At 70.4% G+C, this 21,605-nt stretch carries 16 protein-coding genes and 4 pseudogenes; 14 read left to right on the forward strand and 6 right to left on the reverse strand.

The features are described from left to right. Complete coding sequence (locus tag QEG98_RS01475) at positions 1–141, reverse strand: hypothetical protein (RefSeq protein ID WP_316565471.1); 141 nt, start codon at positions 139–141, stop codon at positions 1–3. A 236-nt stretch (positions 142–377) separates the two neighbouring features. On the opposite strand from QEG98_RS01475, the gene QEG98_RS01480 reads away from it, so the two are divergent. After that, complete coding sequence (locus tag QEG98_RS01480; protein ID WP_316565472.1) at positions 378–1,754, forward strand: hypothetical protein; 1,377 nt, start codon at positions 378–380, stop codon at positions 1,752–1,754. A gap of 3 nt (positions 1,755–1,757) precedes the next feature. Here the strand turns inward: QEG98_RS01480 and QEG98_RS01485 are convergent, their stop codons facing one another. After that, a complete protein-coding gene (locus tag QEG98_RS01485; RefSeq protein ID WP_316565473.1) occupies positions 1,758–2,699 on the reverse strand; it encodes a hypothetical protein in 942 nt (313 codons plus the stop codon). An 8-nt stretch (positions 2,700–2,707) separates the two neighbouring features. Beyond that, the gene (locus QEG98_RS01490) at positions 2,708–2,860 is read right to left on the reverse strand and encodes a hypothetical protein (protein WP_316565474.1); all 153 of its coding nucleotides are present in this window, start codon (positions 2,858–2,860) and stop codon (positions 2,708–2,710) included. A 466-nt stretch (positions 2,861–3,326) separates the two neighbouring features. Between QEG98_RS01490 and QEG98_RS01495 the strand changes: the two genes are divergently transcribed. From QEG98_RS01495 to QEG98_RS01530, 8 genes and pseudogenes are all read left to right on the forward strand, one after another. Further along, positions 3,327–4,127 (forward strand): M20/M25/M40 family metallo-hydrolase, encoded by an 801-nt coding sequence (locus tag QEG98_RS01495; protein ID WP_316565475.1) that lies wholly within the window; start codon positions 3,327–3,329, stop codon positions 4,125–4,127. An 8-nt stretch (positions 4,128–4,135) separates the two neighbouring features. Next, on the forward strand, positions 4,136–4,342 hold the full coding sequence (locus tag QEG98_RS01500) for a hypothetical protein (RefSeq protein WP_316565476.1): 207 nt from the start codon (positions 4,136–4,138) through the stop codon (positions 4,340–4,342). 176 nt (positions 4,343–4,518) lie between these two features. After that, positions 4,519–5,677 (forward strand): annotated as a pseudogene (locus QEG98_RS01505) (pyridoxal-phosphate-dependent aminotransferase family protein). 212 nt (positions 5,678–5,889) lie between these two features. Next, positions 5,890–6,500: pseudogene (locus QEG98_RS01510) on the forward strand (DUF2378 family protein). 2 nt (positions 6,501–6,502) lie between these two features. Further along, positions 6,503–6,682 (forward strand): hypothetical protein, encoded by a 180-nt coding sequence (locus QEG98_RS01515; RefSeq protein ID WP_316565477.1) that lies wholly within the window; start codon positions 6,503–6,505, stop codon positions 6,680–6,682. Positions 6,683–6,843: 161 nt separating this feature from the next. Further along, entirely contained in the window at positions 6,844–7,212 is a 369-nt protein-coding gene (locus QEG98_RS01520) for a response regulator (protein WP_316565478.1), read from the forward strand. A 101-nt stretch (positions 7,213–7,313) separates the two neighbouring features. Beyond that, on the forward strand, positions 7,314–9,461 hold the full coding sequence (locus QEG98_RS01525; RefSeq protein WP_316565479.1) for a cation:proton antiporter: 2,148 nt from the start codon (positions 7,314–7,316) through the stop codon (positions 9,459–9,461). A gap of 302 nt (positions 9,462–9,763) precedes the next feature. Further along, the gene (locus QEG98_RS01530) at positions 9,764–10,063 is read left to right on the forward strand and encodes a PTS sugar transporter subunit IIA (RefSeq protein ID WP_316565480.1); all 300 of its coding nucleotides are present in this window, start codon (positions 9,764–9,766) and stop codon (positions 10,061–10,063) included. 212 nt (positions 10,064–10,275) lie between these two features. Here the strand turns inward: QEG98_RS01530 and QEG98_RS01535 are convergent, their stop codons facing one another. Next, positions 10,276–10,554 carry a GNAT family N-acetyltransferase gene (locus QEG98_RS01535; protein WP_316565481.1) on the reverse strand — a complete coding sequence of 93 codons (279 nt, stop codon included), beginning with the start codon at positions 10,552–10,554 and terminating at the stop codon, positions 10,276–10,278. Positions 10,555–11,130: 576 nt separating this feature from the next. Here QEG98_RS01535 and QEG98_RS01540 point away from each other — a divergent pair. Then, positions 11,131–11,589, forward strand: coding sequence for a hypothetical protein (locus QEG98_RS01540; RefSeq protein WP_090490920.1), 459 nt, complete (start codon positions 11,131–11,133; stop codon positions 11,587–11,589). Between the two features lie 157 nt (positions 11,590–11,746). Further along, complete coding sequence (gene gyrB, locus QEG98_RS01545) at positions 11,747–14,194, forward strand: DNA topoisomerase (ATP-hydrolyzing) subunit B (protein WP_316565482.1); 2,448 nt, start codon at positions 11,747–11,749, stop codon at positions 14,192–14,194. A 274-nt stretch (positions 14,195–14,468) separates the two neighbouring features. Here gyrB and QEG98_RS01550 read toward each other — a convergent pair. Then, a pseudogene (locus tag QEG98_RS01550) lies at positions 14,469–17,245 on the reverse strand (protein kinase domain-containing protein). A 211-nt stretch (positions 17,246–17,456) separates the two neighbouring features. Here QEG98_RS01550 and QEG98_RS01555 point away from each other — a divergent pair. The 3 genes and pseudogenes from QEG98_RS01555 to QEG98_RS01565 all read left to right on the forward strand — a co-directional run bounded on the left by QEG98_RS01555 (position 17,457) and on the right by QEG98_RS01565 (position 20,359). Further along, complete coding sequence (locus tag QEG98_RS01555) at positions 17,457–18,614, forward strand: hypothetical protein (protein ID WP_316565483.1); 1,158 nt, start codon at positions 17,457–17,459, stop codon at positions 18,612–18,614. Positions 18,615–18,636: 22 nt separating this feature from the next. Next, positions 18,637–19,737: pseudogene (locus QEG98_RS01560) on the forward strand (metallophosphoesterase family protein). A 97-nt stretch (positions 19,738–19,834) separates the two neighbouring features. Beyond that, complete coding sequence (locus tag QEG98_RS01565) at positions 19,835–20,359, forward strand: hypothetical protein (protein WP_090490915.1); 525 nt, start codon at positions 19,835–19,837, stop codon at positions 20,357–20,359. A 69-nt stretch (positions 20,360–20,428) separates the two neighbouring features. On the opposite strand, the gene QEG98_RS01570 is transcribed toward QEG98_RS01565, so the two are convergent. After that, the gene (locus QEG98_RS01570) at positions 20,429–21,601 is read right to left on the reverse strand and encodes a zinc-dependent alcohol dehydrogenase (protein WP_090490914.1); all 1,173 of its coding nucleotides are present in this window, start codon (positions 21,599–21,601) and stop codon (positions 20,429–20,431) included. Positions 21,602–21,605 lie beyond the last annotated feature (4 nt).

A 21,605-nucleotide genomic window follows, 5' to 3' on the forward strand; every position in this document is an offset into this window, starting at 1 on the left:
TCAGCCACGGTCCTTCGCGTGCGCGCTGGAGGACTGGGCGTCGTCGCTTGCCATGCGCGCCGCGCGTTCGTTCGGTGTCGGGTGGCCATTCCGGAGGTACGGCATGCGCTCCGCGCAGGCGTTGATGACGGTCGACCTCACGCCTCTCCCCGGCATGGATAGCCCCCCTGGCTGTCCTTGAGGTGCCAGTGTGCCTTTCGCTTCAAACCCTGTCGAGCGGCGCTCTTGTGGGCGGGTATGGGGGGCGAGCAGGTGCCCTGGCACGACCCTGTTGTGCATCCACGGGAGGACTGTCCCTGGCCTTCATGTGCCCAAGGCACTAAGACGGCGGCCCTCCAACGCGCCGCTGCCGGAGCGCGCGAGGTTGGTCCGCCGCGATGAGCTCATCCGCTGTTTCCTCCCCTGTGGCTTCCACGCCCGCGCGCCCCACCTCTCGCATCTGGGCGGGGCGGGTGCTGCTCTTCCTGGGCTTCTTCGCTGCGCTGGCGGCGTTCCCCGTCTACACGCCCTTCGACTCCAAGCTGACGCTCCCCACCACGCTGTCTCTGTTGCGTGAAGGGAACCTCGACCTGGACGAATACGCCCCCACCTTCGAGTCGTACCGTCACGGCCTCTACGAGCGTGACGGCCACCTCTACAACTACTTCCCCCTGGGCCCTTCCCTGGCCGCCGTGCCCATGGTGGTGCTGGTGGATGGCTTCGTGCGCCTCGCCACGCCCGTGGGCAAGCTGCACCCGGCCCTGGCGAAGCCCCTGGCGCATTGGCGCCACATCTACGACGCCACCGGCGGCGTGGACCTGGATGCGTGGAACGGCCCGCAGCGCCTCTTCGCCTCCGCGCTGACCGCGCTCGCTGGCGTCGTCATGTTCATGCTGGGCACCGCGCTGCACCTGTCCCGCCGGCGCGCGCTGCTGCTCGCCGCCGTCTTCGTCTTCTGCACGCCGCTGCTCTCCACCGCCAGCCGCGCCCTGTGGCAGCACGGCCCTTCGCTGCTGTGCCTCACCCTGGTGCTCCTCGGCCTCGTCCGCGCGCGCGAGGCTCCGCGTCACGTGGCCTGGGCGGGCATTCCCCTGGCGCTCGCCTACGTCATGCGGCCCACCAACAGCCTCTCCGTGCTGGTGCTGTCGCTCTACGTGCTGTGGACCTATCCGCGGCACGCCTGGAAGTTCTTCGCGGGCGCGCTCGCAGTGGCCATCCCGTGGGTGACGGTGAACCTCATCCACTACGGCTCCGTGCTGGCGCCTTATTACGAACCGCAGCGCCTGGAGCTGTCCGCCTCTCGCGTGGCCGAGGCCCTGGCCGGCAACCTCGTGTCCCCCGCGCGCGGGCTGCTCGTGTTCACCCCCGTGCTCCTCATGAGTGCCTGGGGCTTGTGGATGGACCTGCGCGCTCGGACCTTCACCCGGCTTCATGCCGTGCTGGTCGCGGTGGTCGCGCTGCACTGGGCCGCCATCTCCACCTTCCCGCACTGGTGGGCAGGGCACTCGTATGGCCCGCGCTTCTTCACGGACATGGTGCCCTACCTCGTCTTCTTCCTCGTCCCCGTGGTGCGCGCGCTCCAGTGGAAAGGCCCCGAGGCCCGGCGCGGCCTGACGGCCACCTTCGCGGTGCTGGCCGTGCTGAGCCTGGTTCTCCATGTCCACGGTGCCAGCTCGCGCGCGGTGTACCGGTGGAACAGCTTGCCGCTCGACGTGGATGAACACCCGGAGCGGCTCTGGGATTGGTCCGACCCGCAGTTCCTCGGCCGCCGCTGAGCGCTATCCGCCGCGTGCGTGCCGCGCCAGCGCGCGCGTCAGGTGCCCCGCCACGTCGGTGCCGCCGCGCGCGTCGAAGCCCAGGAACATCGCCGAGCCGTTCAGCTCCAGGACGCGCGGCGCGCCGTCCGCGTCACGCTTCAAGTCCATCCCCGTCCAGCGCAGGCCCAGCACCTCGCACGCCTTCACGCAGCCGTGAGCCACCTCGGGAGGCAGCGTCACCTGCTCGATGCGCTCCTCGTGCTGCCGGAAGTCGAGCGATGAAGAGACGATGCGCAGGCTCGCGATGACGGCGCCGTCCAACACGTACACGCGCAGGTTCTCACCCGGAAGCAGCTCCTGGAAGGTGACGGGCGCGGCGGAGAGCGCCGCGAGGCGTTCGTCCGTGAGGTCTGCTTCACGCAGCTCCCGCGTCGCCGCGCCGCCTGCGACGGGCTTGTAGACCACGCGTCCTTCCCTCGCGAAGCGGCGCACCGCTTCCGCGTCATTCGTCCACAGCGTCCGGGGCACGGGGAATCCCGCGTCCCGGAGCGCGGCGAGCTGCGCGGGCTTGTGCATGCTCCAGTCCGAAGAGGGCGGGTTGTAGAGCGGCACGCCCAGCCGCTCCCAACGGCTCAGCAATCCCAGGAGCAGCGCGCTCTTCTCGCGGAACGCGGTGAGCGTGGTGCGCCAGTCCGCGTCCATGGCCTCCTGGGCATCCACGCCGAAGGCCAGCGGGTGCGCATGCAGACCGCGCAGGTACACGGCGGCTGGTCGTCCCAGCTCGCGTCCGTCCACGACGATGCCGTCCAGCGACTCCGTGAGCGACAGCCGCGTCTCCTCGGGGAAGGCCCGCGTGTCCACCACCGCCGTGTCCACGTCCTCGGCGCGAAGCCGGCGCGCCACCTCCTGAACGTGAGCGTCGCCGCGCGCACCCAGCAGCACCACCGTGCCTGTCCGTGTCACGGGCGTCCTCAGCGTTGGAGTTCGCCGCCGTCGCCGGTCTCCTCACCCACCTGCATCGTGGTCACCTGCGCTTCCTCCTCGGGCTGCGGTTCGGGGGACGCGGGCGCCCAGTCCCGGATGAACAGCGCGCGCGGCGGTTTCGGCGGAGAAGTCTTTGGCATGGTGCCTCCAAGATGCGGACGGGCCTCGCGCCGCACCAGTGCTGGCCATGGAGCGCCGCGTCACCCGGGCTGAATGCGCCACTTCGTCCACCGCCCCACGATGGACCCGCCAGTGCCCCCCCGTATCGGCAGCGTCGGCTGTTCGTTTCCGGTGACTTCCACCGCGCGCCTGGGCTCCAATCCGTTTCATGAAAGCTCTTGCCCTGCGTGAGGACCGCTTCCTCGATGTGCTCCGGCGGCTCATCGCCCTGACTCCGAAATTGCAGAACAACCCTGGCGCGGGGCTGGTGCCCGAGGAGCGGCTCGCCGCGCAGGTGGTGCTGGACACCCTGGCGCCGCACATCGAGAGCGGCTTCATCCAGGCGGAGTCCGTGGCGGGTCCGGGCCAGGCGTCGCGCCCCTGTCTGGTGCTCACCGTGCCGGGCGAGGGGAAGGCGCCATCGGCTTCGTCGGCGCGCACTTCGACGTGGTCCCCGCGGACCAGAAGGCGGAGGGCTGGGAGCGCAGCCCCTTCGAGCTGTGGGAGGGCCCCGGCGGCGTGCTCTACGGGCGCGGCGTCACCGACTGTCTGGGGCACGTCGCCGTGCTCACCGACCTGCTGGCCCAGCTGGCCGAGCGCAAGGTGCGCCCCAGCCGCACGCTGAAGGTGGTGCTCATCTCCAACGAGGAGTCCTCGGAGCTGCCGGGCCTGGGCCTCAACTACGTGGCCGAGCAGGGCATGCTCAAGCCGCTGGACGGCCAGCCGGTGTACTGGCTGGACAGCGCCAACTTCGGCCCCACGCTGGGCACGGCGGGCGTGTCGCTGTGGGAGCTGAAGGTGACGGGCGTGGGCGGCCACTCCGGCATGCCGCAGAACTGCGTCAACGCGCTGGAGCTGGGCATGGCCGCGTCGTTGGAGCTGGCGCGCTTCTTCCACGAGCGCTTCCCGCCCACGGAGGACGAGAAGCGCTGGGGCTTCCTGTCGTCCTCCAGTCTCAAGGCCACCGTGGTGGAGGCGCCCAACACCAAGGAGACGAAGGTGCCCGCCGACGTCGTCCTGCGCGGCGACATCCGCCTCACGCCCTTCTACGACCTGGCGGAGGTTCAGAAGGCGGTGACGGACTTCATGGCGGAGCTCGACGCCCGGCTGGCGCGCGACGACGCCCCCGCGCACTTCCCGCGCACGCGCACGGCGGGCGGCAAGCGCGGTGAGCTGGCGTTCCGCTTCCAGGGGAGGGGACCGAGGGCATCGCCTGCCGGCTGGACTCGGAGGGCCTGCGCGCCCTGAAGGAGGCCATGCAGGTGGTGCGCGGTGTGTCGGCCACGCCCTTCTCGCTCACCGGCTCGCTGCCGCTCGTGAGGGACCTGCAACGACAGGGCTGCGACGTGCAGATTACGGGCTTCGGGGACATGCAGTACTACCACGCCCCCAATGAGCAGGCCCGGCTGGAGGACTTCCGGCAGGGCTTCGCGATTCTCCGCGAGCTGCTCGTCCGCCTCTGAGGCAGGGCGCGTCCGGTGGCGTGCTGTTCGGAAATGTCGGGACATTTCCGAACAGCGCGCACCGGACACTCGCCCGGAGCACATGTGCGTGGACAGCGCGGCCGGGGACCGCCACAGTCGGTCCGGGCCGCGGGCACCTCCGCTCGCGGCGGCTGCGCGAGAGGAGTGGTGACGCCGTGAGAGACTTGCTGATGATTCCAGGGCCGGTGGAGTTCGAGCCCGAGGTGCTCCAGGCGCTGGGCGCCCCCACCCTCAGCCACACGGACCCCGCTTTCATCGCCGTCTTCGGCCGGGCCCTGAAGCGGCTTCGGGAGGTGAGTCTGGCGCCCTCCGCGCAGCCCTTCGTGGTGTCCGGCTCCGGCACGCTGGCCATGGAGCTGGCGGTGGCCAACCTGGTGGAGCCCGGGGACGCGGCCCTGGTGGTGAACACCGGCTATTTCAGCGACCGGATGGCGAAGATTCTCGAGCGCCACGGCGCCCAGGTGACGCACGTGCGCGCCCCGCCGGGAGACGTGCCCTCCCTGGACGCGGTGGAGACGCACCTGTCGAAGGGTGGCTTCAAGGTGCTGTCCATCACCCATGTGGACACGTCCACAGGCGTGCTCGCACCCGCGGAGGCGTTGGTGCGGGCCGCGCGCAAGCACGGCGTGCTGTCGGTGGTGGACGGTGTGTGCGCCACCGCGGCGGAGACCTTCCGCCAGGATGCGTGGGAGGCGGACGTGTACCTCACGGCCAGCCAGAAGGCGGTGGGGGTTCCTCCCGGCCTGGCGCTGCTCACCGTGGGCCCGCGGGCCATGGAGGCGGCGCAAGCGCAAGACGCCGGTGGCCAGCGTCTACGCGGACTTCGCGGAGTGGCTGCCCATCATGGAGGCGTACGAAGCGGGCAAGCCGGCCTACTTCGCCACCCCGCCAGTGAACCTGGTGGCCGCGCTGGACGTGAGCCTGGGGCAGATTCTGGCCGAGGGCATGGACGCGCGCTTCGCCCGGCACCAGCGGATGGCGCGGGCCTTCCGCGCGGCGTGGAAGGCCATGGGCCTGCGTCTGTTGCCCACCTCCGACGCCGTGGCCGCCAACACGCTGAGCGCCGTGTACTACCCGGACGGCGTGGACGCGGCGCTGGTGAGCGGGGTGAAGGGGCAGGGCGTCGTCGTCGCCGGCGGCCTCCACCCGGACCTCAAGACGCGCTACTTCCGCGTGGGCCACATGAACCGCGTGGGGCCCGCGGACGTCCTATCCACGGTGGGCGCCCTGGAGCGAGCGCTCATCGGCGCCGGTCATCGCTCGGAGCCCGGCGCCGCCGTGGCCGCCGCCCAGGCGTCCCTCATCACGGGCTGAGCCCGACCTGGGGCATCCGCCCCCGTTCGTTGGCTGGCGGATGCTCCTCTCGGCCCGCGGGGCGAACCGGGTTTGATTCGACAGTACCGGAAAAATATGCGATTGTTGGCTTCCCGGAAGTGGGGGGAATCTTGTGAGCCCGGAAGCATCCGCGAAGTGAGGTGGCGGAGTGTTCCCTGGGCGCCTTGGAAGAGCCCCTCGGGGAGATGACCATGTACGCGGGTTACGAATCGAGCGCGGGTGGTGGCGCGGCCTGGGAGCTGGAGCTGCGGCGTCTGGCGGCCACCGACGACGACATGGCGCGTGGGATGTTCTTCCAGGGCACGCTGGACGTCGTGGGTTTCCTGGGAGGCGAAGGCGCCGTGGCCCGCTGCAAGGGGGTGGCCGGCATCTGGGAAATCAACCTCCTCCACATGTACCCCATCACCCGGTTCCTCCGGATGTCATCCACGGCGGCGCGGCTGTTGGCCCCGCAGTTGGACGGCTTCGAGGGCGTGCTGCGGCGCATGGGAACGCAGGCCACGGTGGACTTCGTGGCGTCCGTCTTCGGACGGGAGTTGATGCGAACGGCCAGCGGCAAGCCGCGGCTGCTGTTGCAGTCGCTGGGAGAGGCCTACCTCGCCGCGGTGACCTACGGTGAGCGCTACCCGCTGTGGACGGGGGAGACGAGCGCCCGGTTCATCATGCGGCGTGACTTCATGCCCGCCGCCTACCACGAGGGCGTGCTGCACGGCGTGCTGGAGGCGGTGGGCGCGCGTGAGGTCCGGGTCCAAGGTCGCCGGTGGGGCTGCTCGACAGCGAGTACGAGCTGTCCTGGAAGTAGGCGTGGCGGTGCGCCCCGGCGTGCTGGTGGAGGGCGACCTGCCCCGGCCGGACGGCCATGAAGTGCCGCGCCGCATCCGCGCGGACGCGCACACCCGGATGTTGCCGGTGGCCATCTGCTCCGCGCCGGCGGAGGTGGCTGTCCTGGCGTGTGGCCCACCTGGGCCGTGTTCAGGTGGCTGACAGAGGGAACGGAAATTCAGAGGACCCGGTGAAGCATGGCTTCGAACGCTTCGGACGGGCGGTAAGCTCGCGCTCCCATGGGGGCCGGGCCTGGGCCGGGCCGCGCGAAGGAGGGGCGCGCGCTTCGCCCTGGATTTGCCGTTGGAGAAGGAGAGGCGTGAGTGAGCCGGCCGTTGCTGGTGGTGGATGACGACGCGGACCTGCGCGAAGCCCTGGAGGAAGTGCTTCGTGACGCGGGCTACACGGTGCTGGGGGCCAGCAATGGCAAGCACGCCCTGGAGGTGCTGGGCGCGGCCACGGAGCTGCCGGGGCTCGTCCTGCTGGACATGATGATGCCCGTCATGGACGGAGGCGGGTTCGCGCGGGCCATGCGCCAGGTGTCCGCCTGGCGGGACATCCCGGTGCTCGTCTTCTCCGCGTCAGCGAATGCTCGCCAGGTCGCGGATGAGATTGGCGCTTGCGGCCACCTGCGCAAACCCGTGGACGTGGACACACTGCTGGACGCCGTCAGCCGCCATCTGTCGGCGTGAAGCAGGCAGGCGGGTCCTGTTTGACGCTCCGCGTTCCCCCCGGTTGACGCCTCGAAATCAGGTTGGTAAGTGCCAGCTTAACACTTTACGTGGAGGGCCGGATGCACACCAACGCGCTCGCGCTGCTGATCTTGCAGCTCATCGTCATCATCGGCTTGTCGCGGCTCATCGGCCGCGGCGCGCGGTGGTTGGGACAGCCGTTGGTCATCGCGGAGGTGGTGGCCGGTATCGTCCTGGGGCCCTCGCTGCTGGGCTGGCTGGCGCCGGACATCATGAACGGGCTGTTCCCGGCCTCGTCCATGCCGGTGCTGACGATGCTCAGCCAGGTGGGCCTGGTGCTGTTCATGTTCCTCATCGGCCTGGAGCTGGACCCCCAGCTGCTCAAGGGCCGGGGGCATGCGTCGGTGGCCATCAGCCACTCCAGCATCGTCGTCCCCTTCGCGCTGGGCGCGGGCGCGGGCGCGCTGTGGCTCTACAAGAGCCTGTCGTCGCCAGAGGTGCCGTTCTCCTCGTTCGTGCTCTTCATGGGCGTGGCGATGAGCATCACGGCCTTCCCGGTGCTGGCGCGCATCCTCACCGAGCGAGGCCTGCTCCAGTCGAAGGTGGGCACGGTGGCCATTGCCTGCGCGGCGGTGGATGACGTCACCGCGTGGTGCCTGCTGGCCTTCGTCGTCTCCATCGTCCGTGCGGCCAGCCTGGCGCAGGCGGCGCTCACCACGGTGATGGCGCTGGGCTACATCGCCTTCATGCTGATGGTGGTGAGGCCCTTCCTCGCGCGCCTGGGCGCGCGGGTGGCCAGCCGTGAGGGACTCACCCAGAACGTGGTGGCGGGCACGCTGGTGTTGCTGCTGGCGTCCGCGGGCGTGACAGAGCTCATCGGCATCCACGCGCTCTTCGGTGCCTTCCTCTTCGGCGCGGTGATTCCGAAGGAAGGCCGGCTGGCGGAGACGCTTGCGGAGCGGTTGGAGGATGTGGCGGTGGTGTTGCTGTTGCCCGTCTTCTTCGCCTTCAGTGGTCTGCGCACGCAGATTGGCCTGCTGAACACTGCGGAGGACTGGCTGACGTGCGGCGTCATCATCGTGCTGGCCTGCCTGGGCAAGTTCGGCGGCAGCGCGGTGGCGGCGCGGATGACGGGCCTGCGGTGGCGCGAGGCGAGCGCCATCGGCATCCTGATGAACACGCGCGGGTTGATGGAGCTCATCGTCCTCAACATCGGCCTCGACCTGGGCGTCATCTCACCCCAGCTGTTCACGATGATGGTGCTGATGGCGCTGGTGACGACGTTCATCACCACGCCGCTGCTGAAGTGGATCTACCCGCTGGAGGAGATTGCCCGCGAGCGCGTGGTGGTGCCGCTGCCGGTGGAGCCGGGCCCTCCGCCCTACAGCGTGCTGATGTGCGTGTCCCACGGGCAGGCGGGGCCGGGCATGGCCACCCTGTCGCGCTCGCTGACGGGGCGTGAGGAGGGCGCGCGGCTTCACGCGCTGCACCTGGTGTCCCCGGAGCGCGCCTCCCTGCGCCCGGCGCAGCAGCGGGACCCCGAGGAGGACAGCGCGCTGACGCCGCTGTTGTGGCGGGCCGAAAGCCTGGGACTCTCCGTCCGGCCGTTGTCGTTCGTCTCCGCCGACCCGGCCCAGGACATCTGCCGCACGGCGAAGGCCCGGCGCGCGGACCTGGTCCTGCTGGGGTGGCACAAGCCACTCTTCAGCCAGACGATGCTGGGCGGCACGGTGCGTGAGGTGATGCAGGAGGCCTGTGGCCCGGTGGCGGTGCTGGTGGACCGGGGCCTGTCGGACATCAAGCGCGTGCTGGTGCCCTTCGTCGGCAGCCAGCATGACCGCGCGGCCCTGGCCCTGGCCCGGCGGCTGAATCAGCAGGCGGGCGCCGAGGTGACGGTGCTACACGTGACGTCGGACCTCGGCGGCAACGGCGGGGCCCGGTCGCAGGTGGAGGCGCTGTTTCCGGCGAACGAGGGCGGCGTGACGATGAAGGAGGTGCGCAGCGACGCGCCGGACGAGGCCGCCCTGGGTGAGGCGCGCCACGGCTATGACCTGGTGATTGTCGGCATCGGCGCGCAGTGGGGGCTGGAGGACAAGGTCTTCGGCCTGCAGCGCGAGCGCATCATCCGGGACGCGCCGGGCTCGCTGCTGGTGGTGTGTGACGCGTCGCCCGCCACGGCGGCGGAGCCCTCCTCTGAATCCTCCAACGACGGGGCCAGCGCGGCCCGGGTTCTGCCCGCGAGGAGCTGATGCACCTGGGAGCCACCCTCCGACTGTTGCGCACGGATGCGGGCCTGTCGCTGCGGGACTGGCACGCCGAATCGGCGTGTCCAGCGCGTACCTCAGCCGGGTGGAGAACGGCGTGGACGCGCCCCCACGCCCGAGCGCCTGTCGGCCATTGCTCGCGAGCTGCGAGTCCCGTCCTCGGTGCTGATGGACGTGGCCAACCGGATGAGTCCGTCCGTGGCCGCCTACCTGGAAGAGGTGCCGGGCGCGGGGCCCTCTTCCTGGACATCGCCCAGCGGCGCCTGTCCGGGTTGCAACTGGCGCGCGTGCGCGACTTCCTGGACGCGGAGTTCCCCGTGGCCCAAGGGCGGCGCGACGCGCCCGTGCCACCGCTGGCGCCGCTGCTGGCGCCAGAGCGCATGGTGTTGCAGCTGTCCTGCGCGGGCTGGGACGACGTGCTGGACGTGGTGGCGGAGCGGCTGGCCTCCTCGCAACCCGGCGCGGACGTCGCGCGGGTGGTGGGCGGCCTGAAGCGGCACCGGGAGGAGTCCTCGTGCGCGGTGGGCGGCGGGGTGGCGGTGCCACATTCCTTCCTGCCGGCGCGGTGCCCACCGCGGCCCTGGTGACGCTGGCCACGCCGCTCGCGGGCGATACCCCCGACGGCAAGCCGCTCCGCGTCGTGGTGGCCATCCTGGACGCGGAGCGGGGCAACCCCAGTTGGTGCGGCTGGCGCATCTGGCGCGGCTGGCGTCCCATGGGCTGGCGGACCGGTTGTTGGGACTCAGCCAGCCGGCCCAGGTGCTCTCCAGTCTGGAGGAGCTGGAGGCGCTGCGCTGACTCAGGGGCTCATGCGGCCCCAGGTCTCCCACGCGCCCAGATCCCGGTAGCCCAGGCGCTGATACAAGGGCTTCGCCTCCGGCGTGGCCTGGAGCACCGCGGCCGTCATCCCGCGGATCCGCGCCTGGTGGTGCAGCCCGCGCATCACCTGCGCGGCCAGCCCCCGGCCCCGGGCCTCGGGCACCGTGGCCACCATGTAGATGCCCGCGGTGTCGCCTACGTCCCGGGCCATGCCACACGCCAGGGCAACGCCCGCCTCCTTCGCGACCAGCGTGTGCACCGGCAGCCGAGGCGGCTGCAGCCGGCGTCGAGCTGGCTCCCGAGCTGGCCCCACGTGCGCTTGTTGATGGCGACCATGTCATCCTGCGTCTCGGAGACCTCCAGGGGAGGTCCGGCGGGGCGTCCGGCACGTCCCCCAGCACCAGGCCCATGGCATCCATCCGGACCGCGTCGGGGGTGAAGCCGGCGTCCTCCAGCACCCGCCGGCCCTCGGTGTCTCCGGGCAGCAGCACCACGCGCCAGCCGGGCAGGTCCAGGCGCAGGTAGAAGTCCGTCAGGGTGGGCAGGGCGTCGCGCAGCGCTCCCGGGCCGTGGAAGAAGGCCTGCTGGGCCCGCGCGTGTTCCGGGTGCCCCGGCAGACAGAAGGCGTCCACGCCTGGCAGGCCCAGGTGCCGCAGCGTGCCGCGCTCCCGCTGAAGGTGCTTGAAGGCGATGACGTTCGACAGCAGGCGCGCGGACAGCTCGGCATTCGTCATGGGACTCTGGAGCGTAGGGCACGCTCCGCCCGGCGGAGAACAGACGCAGCGCTCAAAACCGCGCACCGGCGCGCCGGGAGGATTAGGGTGCAGGGGCACCCATGAGCAGCCCGCGCTTCTACGCCTTCGACCCTCGCGCCACCCGCATCGCCCTCTTCGTGGGGGCCTGCGTGCTGGCCGTCCTCACCGCCTGGGCCCTGGCGGATGCCCGCGACGCAGGTGGCGTCCAGGCCATGGCCCGCGCCGGCGTCTCCGCGGGGCTGATGTTGACCTTCCTGGTGTCCTTCCACCGCCTGCGGCCCCGCACGGGCTGGGGCGTCACGGTGGACGCGCGGGGCGTGCGCGTGGCCCGGCCCTTCAGCCAGAAGGAGCTGGACCTGCACTGGGGGCAGATTGACCACGTGCGCCGGATTGGCCGGAAGGGGAGCGTGCTCGCCCTGTTCCTCAAGGAGGAAGGCCGAGTGCTCGTCACCCGGCATCTCTTCGCCCGCAAGGCTGTTTTCGACGAGTTGATTTCGGCGCTGGAGGACCGCCTCCCGCCGCCCCGTTTCGACGCCTGAACACCCCGTTTCCCGGGGCGGCCTCCCAGGCAGGCGGCCAGGCGGATTTCACGAATGTTTACGCAGCCTTGCGAGTCCTCGTTAACCTTGTTCGACGTGCCTTGAAGTGGTACGCACGGACCTGTTGCAAGGCTCCTTTTCCCAAGGACAGCTTCACATGGAAAAGACCCCCGCTACCGGCTCGGCGGTTGCTCCGCCGCCCGTGGAGTATGGGACGGACAGCATTACCAAGCTCGAGGGCCGCGAGGCGGTCCGGAAGCGCCCCGGCATGTACATCGGCGACACGATGGCCTACGGGCTCCACAAGCTCGTGTACGAGGTCGTCGACAACGCGGTGGACGAGTCGCTGGCCGGGCACTGCACCGACATCGAGGTCGTCATCCACGTGGATGGCTCCCTGAGCGTGCAGGACAACGGGCGCGGCATCCCCGTGGGCCCGCACCCCAAGTTCCCCGGCAAGGACACCCTGGAGGTCGTCCTCACGGAGCTGCACGCCGGCAGCAAGTTCGGCAACGGCGCGTACAAGGTCTCCGGCGGCCTCCACGGCGTGGGCGTCACCTGCGTCAACTTCCTCTCGGAGTGGTTCAAGGTCCGCGTCCAGCGCAACGGCGTTGTCTACGAGCAGTCCTACGCGCAGGGCATCCCGGACACCCCGCCGCGCGAGGTGGGCACCACCGACAAGCGCGGCACGCACATCGCCTTCAAGCCGGACGCCACGGTGATGGAGTTGGTGGAGTTCAACTTCGAGACGCTCAGCCAGCGTCTGCGCGAGCTGGCCTTCCTCAACGCCGGCCTGCACATCGTCATCCGCGACGAGCGCACGAACAAGGAGCACGACTTCAAGTTCGACGGCGGCATCTCCTCGTTCGTGGAGTATCTCAACAAGTCGAAGCAGACGCTCCACGACAAGCCCATCGCCTTCAGCACGGAGCGCGAGGGCGTCACGCTCGACATCGCGATGCAGTGGAATGACGGCTACGACGAGCGCATCTACACCTTCGCGAACAACATCAACACCCACGAGGGTGGCAGCCACCTGTCCGGCTTCAAGGCGGCGCTGACGCGCACGCTCAACAGCTACGCGGAGAAGGGCAGCCTCTGGAAGGACCTCAAGGAAACGCCCACCGGCGAGGACGCGCGTGAAGGCCTGTCCGCCGTCATCTCCGTCAAGCTGACCAACCCCCAGTTCGAGGGGCAGACGAAGACGAAGCTGGGCAACAGCGAGGTGAAGGGCCTGGTCGAGCAGATGGTGAACGACCAGCTCGGCTCCTTCCTGGAAGAGACGCCCGGGGTCGCCAAGAAGGTCGTGGCGAAGATTGGCGACGCCTGCCGGGCGCGTCTGGCCGCGCGCAAGGCGCGTGAGACGGTGCGCCGCAAGGGCGTGCTGGACGGCGGCGGGCTCCCCGGAAAGCTGGCGGACTGTCAGAGCCGCGACCCGAACGAGAGCGAGCTCTACATCGTGGAGGGCGACTCCGCAGGTGGCTCCGCGAAGCAGGGCCGGGACCGGCGCAACCAGGCCATCCTTCCGCTGCGCGGCAAGATTCTCAACGTGGAGAAGGCCCGCTTCGAGAAGATGCTCACCAGCGCCGAAATCGTGACGCTGATTACGGCATTGGGCACGGGCATCGGCGCGGAGGACTACGACCCGGAGAAGGCGCGCTACCACCGCATCATCCTGATGACGGACGCCGACGTGGACGGCAGCCACATCCGCACGCTGCTGCTCACCTTCTTCTTCCGGCAGATGCCGGAGCTCTTGCAGAAGGGCTACCTCTACATCGCGCAGCCGCCGCTCTACAAAGTCACGCGCAACAAGAAGGACCAGTACGTCAAGGACGAGCACGCGCTGAACGAGTACCTGCTCAAGATTGCCTCCGAGCACGCGCGGGTGCTGACGCCCGAGGGCGAGCTGGGCGGCGCGGAGCTGAAGGCGCTGCTGGAGAAGGTGATTACGTACGAGGAGCGCCTGGAGAAGCAGGCCAAGCGCCGGGACGCGCGCGTGGTGGACGCGCTGGTGCAGGGCGCGCGGCTGACGGCGGAGACGCTGACGGACGAGGCGGCCCTGGAGGCGGCGGTGAAGGCCGCCTACGACACCTTCGAGCGCCGCATGCCGGACGTGCTGGGCCGCGTGCGCCACGAACTGGTGCAGGACCCCGAGCACCACACCAAGAAGCTGGTGTTCCACACCGACGTGAATGGCGCCATGCGGGAGACGGTGCTCGACCACGCCTTCCTGTCGTCGCCGGAGTACCTGGAGCTGTCGTCACTGCGCGACGCCTTCGTGGCGCTGGGCAAGGCGCCGTACAAGGTCCGCGTGGACGCGGGGGAAATCACCGTCTTCTCCGTGCAGGAGGTGCTCGCCGCCGTTCGCAAGGACGCGCAGCGCGGCCTGGGCCTGCAGCGCTACAAGGGTCTGGGTGAGATGAACCCGGAGCAGCTCTGGGACACGACGATGAACCCGGCCACGCGCACGCTGCTCCAGGTCCGGGTGGAGGACGCGGTGGAGAGCGACGAAATCTTCTCGCTGCTGATGGGCGAGGCGGTGGAGCCGCGGCGCGAGTTCATCGAGCGCAACGCCCTGGACGTGCAGAACCTGGACATCTGAGTCCGTCCCGAGGAAAGACGCGTGGGCCCGGTGCCCCTCGGCCCCGCGCCCACGTGCCTTTCCCGTCCTTGTCGAGCCGGGCCTCCGCGCTGCCGGGCCCTCGCTAGCCCTTACGTCAGGAAGCTGGCGCCCTTCGCTGAAGCCACGGGGCGCCGGTCCACCGTAAGGTAGTCACCGTTCCTCCGGCCCAGCCCGGCATCCTCCGCGGCGCGGCGAGTGCTCGCCTCGCCTGTCGGCGCCCCAGCGGGTGCGCGGTGGGCCGCCTGTGTGCCTGCTACCGCTCCGAGCGGCGTGAGCCCTTCAGGGCCTCCGCGCGCTCCTTGCCGGACATGGCCGTCACGTCGACGATGTCCACCTCGAAGGCGCCCCGGTTGTCGTTCACCTGCATGTCGGGGAAGGTGCAGTGCAGGTTCTCCGTGCCCGTCAGCTGGTAGCGCTTGCCGGTCTGGAGGATGCGGTGGGTGGCGCGCACGGATTCGGGCGCCGGGCCGCGCTCCATGCACAACACCTGGCGGATGCGGCCGTTGGGACCGGAGCGCAGCTCCGCGAAGTCGTCTCTCACGGTGAGCAGGTAGGTGGAATCCGGGTTGAGGCCTCGCAGCACCATCTGGTGCTCGGGCTTCAGCGGCACCGCGTTTTCCTTCGCGTCGAAGGTGAACGAGCGCGGCGGCACGTAGGCGGACTGGCGGACGTTGACGCGGATGGCGCCGCTGTTGTCGTCCAGTCCGCCGTCATCCAGCGCGAAGACGTGGAGCTTCCGAGCGCCCTTGATGGTGCGCGTTGACGTGCCGAGCAGGCCGAAGCTGCTGTCCACCGGCCCGTCGCCTTCGATGAAGTAGGCCAGCGTGCCGGAGGCGGTGCCCCGGCCTTCGGCCAGGGACGCGCTGCCCTGCGTCCACACCGAGTACGTCGTGCCGGGGTTCAGCTCGATGCTGGCGGTGTTGTATTCGGGCAGGGGGACGGCGTTGTACTGGGGGCGCAGCACCAGCACGCGGGTGGGGTAGTCCACCTCGTGCATCGTCCGCTGCGGCGTGTCCTCCTCCACGGGCCCGTCCTGTGCGACCGCCACCTCCGTGCGGGCGCCCGCGTCCACCGGCGCGCTGGGGCCCCCGTCCTCCGGTGTGGCGGCGCCTTCCGCCACCACCGCGGCGCTCGCGTCCCCTGGCGCCGCCACGGCCACTTCGACGGGCGGCGGGGGCGCGGCGATGGGCTTCAGCTCCGCCGTCAGCGGCTCCACCAGGTTCGACGTGGGCGTGAAGCGCTTCGTCCAGGGCAGGTGACCGGGCAGTGAGAGGGCCAGCGTGTTGGCCTCGCCAATCTTGACCTCCACCATCAGCGGCGTGACGCCCTTGATCACCTGGTCGTTGAGCCGCACCGTGGCGCCCGCGGGCTTGGAGGCGAGCCACAGGGTGGTGGTGGATGCGTACACGTCGTCGAACGTGGACTCGCGCGCGATGACGAGCTTGTAGAACACACCGACGAGGAACAGCGCGGCGGTGGCGTAGATGACGGACATCGTCACGACGCGCGCCTTCTCCTTCCCCTTCGCCACGCGCGCGGCTTCTTCGCGCGCCAGCGTGTCCCGGGCGTCGTCCACGGAGGTGCGGTAGCCCTTGCCCGTCCAGGTGCCCACCGGATGCGCCTCGGTGGTGGGCGCCTTGCCCTTGGCGGCGGGCACTTCGATGGGCGTGTCGTGCGGCGCGGCCTGGGTGGGGGCGGGCGCATCACCCGCGTCAGTGCTGGGCTCTTCGTCCAACGCCGGCACGGGGGCCCGGGGCGCTCGGAGGTGTATGTCCTGCGGACGCCACCCTCGGAGCGGGGGAGCTGGGACTGGGTCACCCGCCGCACGCCGCTGCTCGTGGGGCGGCGTGCTCCCGGGGTGCTCGCAGCGGGGCGACGGCCTCCTTCGCTGCCGGGCCGTCCGCTGTCGCTGCCAGGGCGGCCTCCGTCACTGCCCGGGCGGCTGCGCACGCCGGGGCTGGAGCCCCGCGAGGCGTTGCTGGACGGGGGCCGCGCGCGTCCCTGGGACGCCGTTTCGGTGACGCCCGTCTGCCAGGCGGCGAGCTGCTCCTGGAAGGCGGGGGACACCTCCACCCGGCGGCCCTCGGCGGCCAGTTCCTCCGGGAAGAGGTGCGCCATGAGCTGCGACAGCAGGGTGGGGGTGAAGCGCGGGTTGTCGCGGTAGAGCAGCTCCACCAGCGACTCGCTCAAGTCCTTCGCCGTCGGGTAGCGCGCCTCACGGTCCAGCGCCATGGCGTGGGAGATGACCGTCTCCACGTCCTCGCTGACGGTGGGGTTGAGCGCGGACGGCGGCAGGCGGTCGCCCATGAGGATGCGGGGCAGGACGGTGACGAACTCCCCTTCATAGGGACGCTTGCCGCACACCATCTCGTAGAGGACGACCCCCGCGGCGTACACGTCGGTGCGCGCGTCCAGGTCCTGCCGGCCCTGGGCCTGCTCCGGGGAGAAGTACGGGTACTTGCCCTTGAGGGTGCCGGGAGACGTCTTCGCCTCCACCGCGCTCGTCACCTTGGCGATGCCGAAGTCGATGACCTTGACCTCGCCCTCATAGGAGATGAGGACGTTGTCCGGGGACACGTCGCGGTGCACCAGGCCCAGCGCCTGCCCGTCCTCGCCCACGTGCCGGTGCGCGTAGTCCAGGCCGTCACACAGCTTGCTGGCCACATGGAGCGCCAGCGGCTCCGGGAAGGATGCCATGCCCATCCGCTGGGCGCGGCGCAGCACCTTGGACAAGGGCTGGCCCTGCACCAGCTCCATGGCGATGAAGTACTGCCCGTCCACCTCACCGAAGTCGAAAATCTGCGCGATGTTGCTGTGGCTCATGCTGGCCACCACGCGCGCCTCGCCGACGAACATCTCGACGAAGTCCGCATCGTCGACGAAGTGCGGGAGGATCTGCTTGATGACGCAGGGCTTGGTGACGCCCGCCGCCCCCGTCATCCGCGCGCGGTAGGTGACGGCCATCCCCCCCGCGGCGATCTTCGAGAGGAGGACGTATTTGCCGAATTGCTGAGGGCTGTTTTCCGCCACGGGGTAGGAGCATACCTTCCTTCCTGGGAAAGTCCCGGTTCCGGATTGCGCTCTGTGCGAAGTTTTTCAGGGTTACCAAGGTGTGAGGCTTCACATTTCTTCACGCGGGGCGCCTGCCGTGGGCCGCCCTGGCGCGGTTATCTAGCGGACCTGCCTGCGCTTGCCGGCGGGCGGGGGCGGCCGGCCCCTCGCTGAGAAAGAGGCGTCGCCGATGGTGTCCGAGCTCCCCCTTCGCTCGCGGTGGGGCGCCGTGTGTCTGAGTGGAGTGCTGCTGTTCTCGACGCCGGGCACGGCCCGCGCTGGGGACGGGCGCCCGGAGGTCCCGGTGGATGCGCCCCTCCAGGCGCAGGTGGGGCTTTCCCAGCAGTCGTTGGCGCAGGTGCCCCCGCCGCCCCTGGAGCGCCCCGATTTCAAGCCGCTCGCGGTGGCGGTGGCGGTGGTGCCGGGGTTGCTCTTCCATGGGCTGGGGCCCCTGGTCGCGGGGGACCGTCACACGGCGAAGCGGCTCTTCGCGTTGGAGGGCGCGGGCCTGGGGCTCATCGCGCTGGGCGGGGTGCCCATTGCCCTCACGGGCGCCTCGCGGCGCACCATTGCCCCGCTGTACGCGGTGACGCTGGCGGGCTTCAGCGTGCTGGGCATCTCCGCGCTGGCCAACCTGTATGCGGTGACGGCGCCGGCGTTCGACGCGGGCGTCGCGCCGCCCCTGCTTCCTCCGCTGGAGTTGGAGGTGGGCTATCAGTATGTGAATGACGCTGCGTTCGACTACCGCCACTTCCTCACGGTGGGAGCGCAGGCCCGCTTCGACTCGCTGCGCCTGCTGGGCTCCGTGCGGGTGGACCCTTCCGAGGGCAACACCCAGGTGCGCCTGGGCGGGGCGTGGCGGCTGTTGGGCGCGCCGGAGCGCGCGCTGTCGGGCACGGATGGCAGCGCGCTGGACGTGGAGGCCTTTGGCCAGTTCCACCGCTACCCCACCGAGGGCTTCGCGCTCATCAGCGGAGAGGTGGCGCTTCGGGGCCGGCTGGCCATGTCGCGCATCAGCCCGGCCATGGCGGGCTCCTTCGCGGAGGTCAGCGTGGGCACGTCGGCGGAGGCCTATACGTACCCCGGCGCGGTGAGCGACGGGAACCTGCACGAGCAGCTGCTCTTCACCTTCGGCTACGGCGTGTGGCTGGGCCGGGGCGGGCCGTTCCGGGGCGAGGCGATGCTCTATTACGACCACCGCAAGGACTCGTTCGCGGGCGGCATCCGCTCTCGCGGCGGCGGAATCGTGGGCGCCTTTGGCCTGAGGGGCCGGGCGCTGCTGACGGATGACTGGGGTGTCGCCGCCGAGGTGCAGGGGGCGGCGCGCTCGTGGGCCGGCTGTCGTTGATTCGTGCCCTGGGAGGTGAGCGGTGATGCGTGTGGGAGTGATGGCGGCGCTGGTGGTGGCGGGGTGCGGCATGCGGCCCGCGGAGAACCGCGCGATTGCGGATTCCAAGGTGGGCCAGGCGCAGCAGGGCGGGGTGACGCTGTCGGTGGCGGACGGGCTGGCGACGGTGCGCGAATTGGCGCCGGGTACGCTGGTGCTGTGGGGCAACGCGCCGGCCTTCACCGCCCGCATCGACGTGGGCGCCCAGGCGCCGTCCGACTGGCTGGTGACGGTGCGCAACGCGATGCCGGACGCGGTGCTGGTGGCCGAGGAGGAAGGGCGCGCCGCTGGCGCAGGAGGCGCTCCCGCAGGCGCTGCCCACCGTGAAGGTGTGGCGCGTGGCGCTGCGCGCGGGGACGACGGCGCGGCTGTCCGTGGCGCCGCCGGATTCCGAGTCGCGCGAGCCCTTCCGCTTCCTCGCGCTGGCGGACGTGCAGGAGGCCCTGCCGCGCGTCGGGGATATCTACGCGCGCATGCGGCGGGACGACGCGGCGCGCTTCATCCTCTTCGCGGGCGACCTCACGGAGTCAGGCACGCGCGATGAGTTGACGGAGTTCCAGGAGCGGCTGGAGGCGGGCTCGCGCATCCCGCTGTACGCCACCCTGGGCAACCACGAGACGTTCACCCGCGACGCGGCCGAGTACCACGCGCTGGTGGGGCGCGGCAGCCAGAGCTTCGTCTTCAAGGGGTGCGCTTCTCGGTGGTGGACTCCAGCAACGGCACGTTGGACCCCGGCGTGGAGGAGCAATTGGAGGGGTGGCTGGCGGCCTCGCGGGACGGCACGCACGTGGTGGCCATGCACGTGCCGCCGCAGGACCCGGTGGGCCTGCGCGGCGGCGGCTTCGCCAACCGGGGCGAAGCCGCGGGCCTGGTGGGGAAGATGGCGCGCGCGGGCGTGGACCTCACGCTCTATGGGCACATCCACTCCTACTATTCGTTCGCCAACGCGGGCATCCCCGCCTTCATCTCCGGCGGCGGCGGCGCCATTCCGGAGACATTCGACGGGGTGGGCCGGCACTACCTGTCCGTGGATGTGAGCGCGGACGACGGCTTGCAGCAGGCGGCGCTGGTGCGCGTGGATTGATCCGCAGGGGTGCTGTTTTAGCCTACCCTCTTGATCTGACACTGAACATCTGGGCAGATAGGGGCCACCTTCCCGCAAGGAGCCAGGAGGCCCGCGCATGTTCGACTCGAACGAGAACGACCCCATTTCCCCGGCGCTGCGTGCGCTGCTCGAGCTGTTCACCACGGAGCTGGCGGAGGTCCGCTTCCCGGACATGAACGGCGAGGTGCTGGACGCCGCGGCCGAACAGGTGCGGGCGCAGGCGGAGGCCGTGGCGCGCGCGCAGGCGGCGCTGGAGTCCGCGCGGCAGGCGCTGCACGAAAGCCAGGAGGCGTTGCTCCAGAAGGGCCAGCGGGCGCTGGCGTACGCGCGGGTCTTCTCCGAGGAGAACGTGGAGCTGAGCGCGCGGCTGGACGGCATCCATCTGCCGCGCGCGGCGCGCAAGGGCGCCCGGGCTGACGGCGGGGCGGTGGACTCCGCGAGCGCGGCGCAGGGCAACGATGAGAACGCGCCCCGCCGCCGGGGCCGCCCTCCCAAGGCCCGCGCCGCCGCGGGTGCGTCCCTGTTCGCGGATGGGTCCTCGCCGGAGGCGCTCGCCGCCGCGGCGCACCACACCGGCAACGGCATGTTGTCCGAGGCCTGAGCGGGCCGCGGATAAACGAAGCCGCCCGGTGTGTCGCGGCCACCGGACGGCCTCGCGAGGACTGGCGCGTCAGTTGGGCAGGAACACCGCCCGGACGCAGCCGTCCTGCTTCTTCTTGAAGAGCTCGTACCCCTTCGGCGCGTCCTCCAGGGAGAACCGGTGGGTGGCGAGGAAGGACGGGTCCAGCTCGCCCTTCACCACGTGCTCCAGCAGGCGCGGCAGGTACTTCTGTCCGTGCTGCTGGGCGGCGCGGACCGTGAGGCCCTTGTTCATGATGGCGCCCAGGGGGAACGCGTCCATGAAGCCGTAGACGCCCACCACGGACAGGATGCCGCCCTTGCGGCACGCGAGGATGGCCTGCCGCAGCGCCTGCCCCCGGTCCGTTTGGAGCCGCATCGCCTGTTTCGCGCGGTCATACGCGGCGCCCACGCCCGTACCGTGGGCCTCCATGCCCACCGCGTCGATGCAGGCGTCGGGGCCTCGGCCGCCGGTGAGCTCCTTCAGCACGTCGAGGACGCTGTCCACCTCTTCGTAGCTGATGGTCTCCGCGCCCACCTTCTCCCGCGCCAGCTTCAGTCTTTCGGGGAAGCGGTCGATGCCAATCACCCGCTCGGCGCCGAGGAGGAACGCGGCCTTCTGTGCCATCAGCCCCACGCCGCCGCAGCCCCACACGGCCACCGTCTGGCCGGGTTGGATGTCGCAGAAGTCCGCGCCCATGTAGCCGGTGGGCACGGCGTCGGAGAGGAACAGCGCCTGTTCATCCGTCACGCCTTCGGGCACCCGGAAGCAGTCGTTGTCCGCGTGAGGGACGCGGACGAACTGTGCATGCGCGCCCGCGTAGCCGCCGAAGGCGTGGGTGTAGCCGTAGATGCCTGCCGTCTGATAGCCGAACAGCGGCTCCTGCAATTCGCCCTTGGGATTGGTGTTGTCGCAGAGGGACCAGAGGTCGTGCTGGCAGTACCAGCAGCTGCCGCAGCCAATGAAGGACGGGACGACGACGCGGTCACCCACCTGGACCTTCTTCACCGCGGGGCCCTTCTCCACGACGGTGCCCATGAACTCGTGGCCGATGACGTCTCCCTTGCGCATCGTCGGGATGTAGCCGTCGATGAAGTGGAGGTCGGAGCCGCAGGTGGTGGACATCCTCACCTGGAGGATGACGTCGTGCGGGTTGACGATGCGAGGGTCCCCCACCGTCTCCACGCCCAGGTCGTTGATGCCGTTCCAGCAGAGTGCGCGCATGGAC

Origin of the sequence: Myxococcus sp. MxC21-1, from assembly GCF_032612255.1 — a bacterium.
Taxonomy (GTDB): domain Bacteria; phylum Myxococcota; class Myxococcia; order Myxococcales; family Myxococcaceae; genus Myxococcus; species Myxococcus virescens.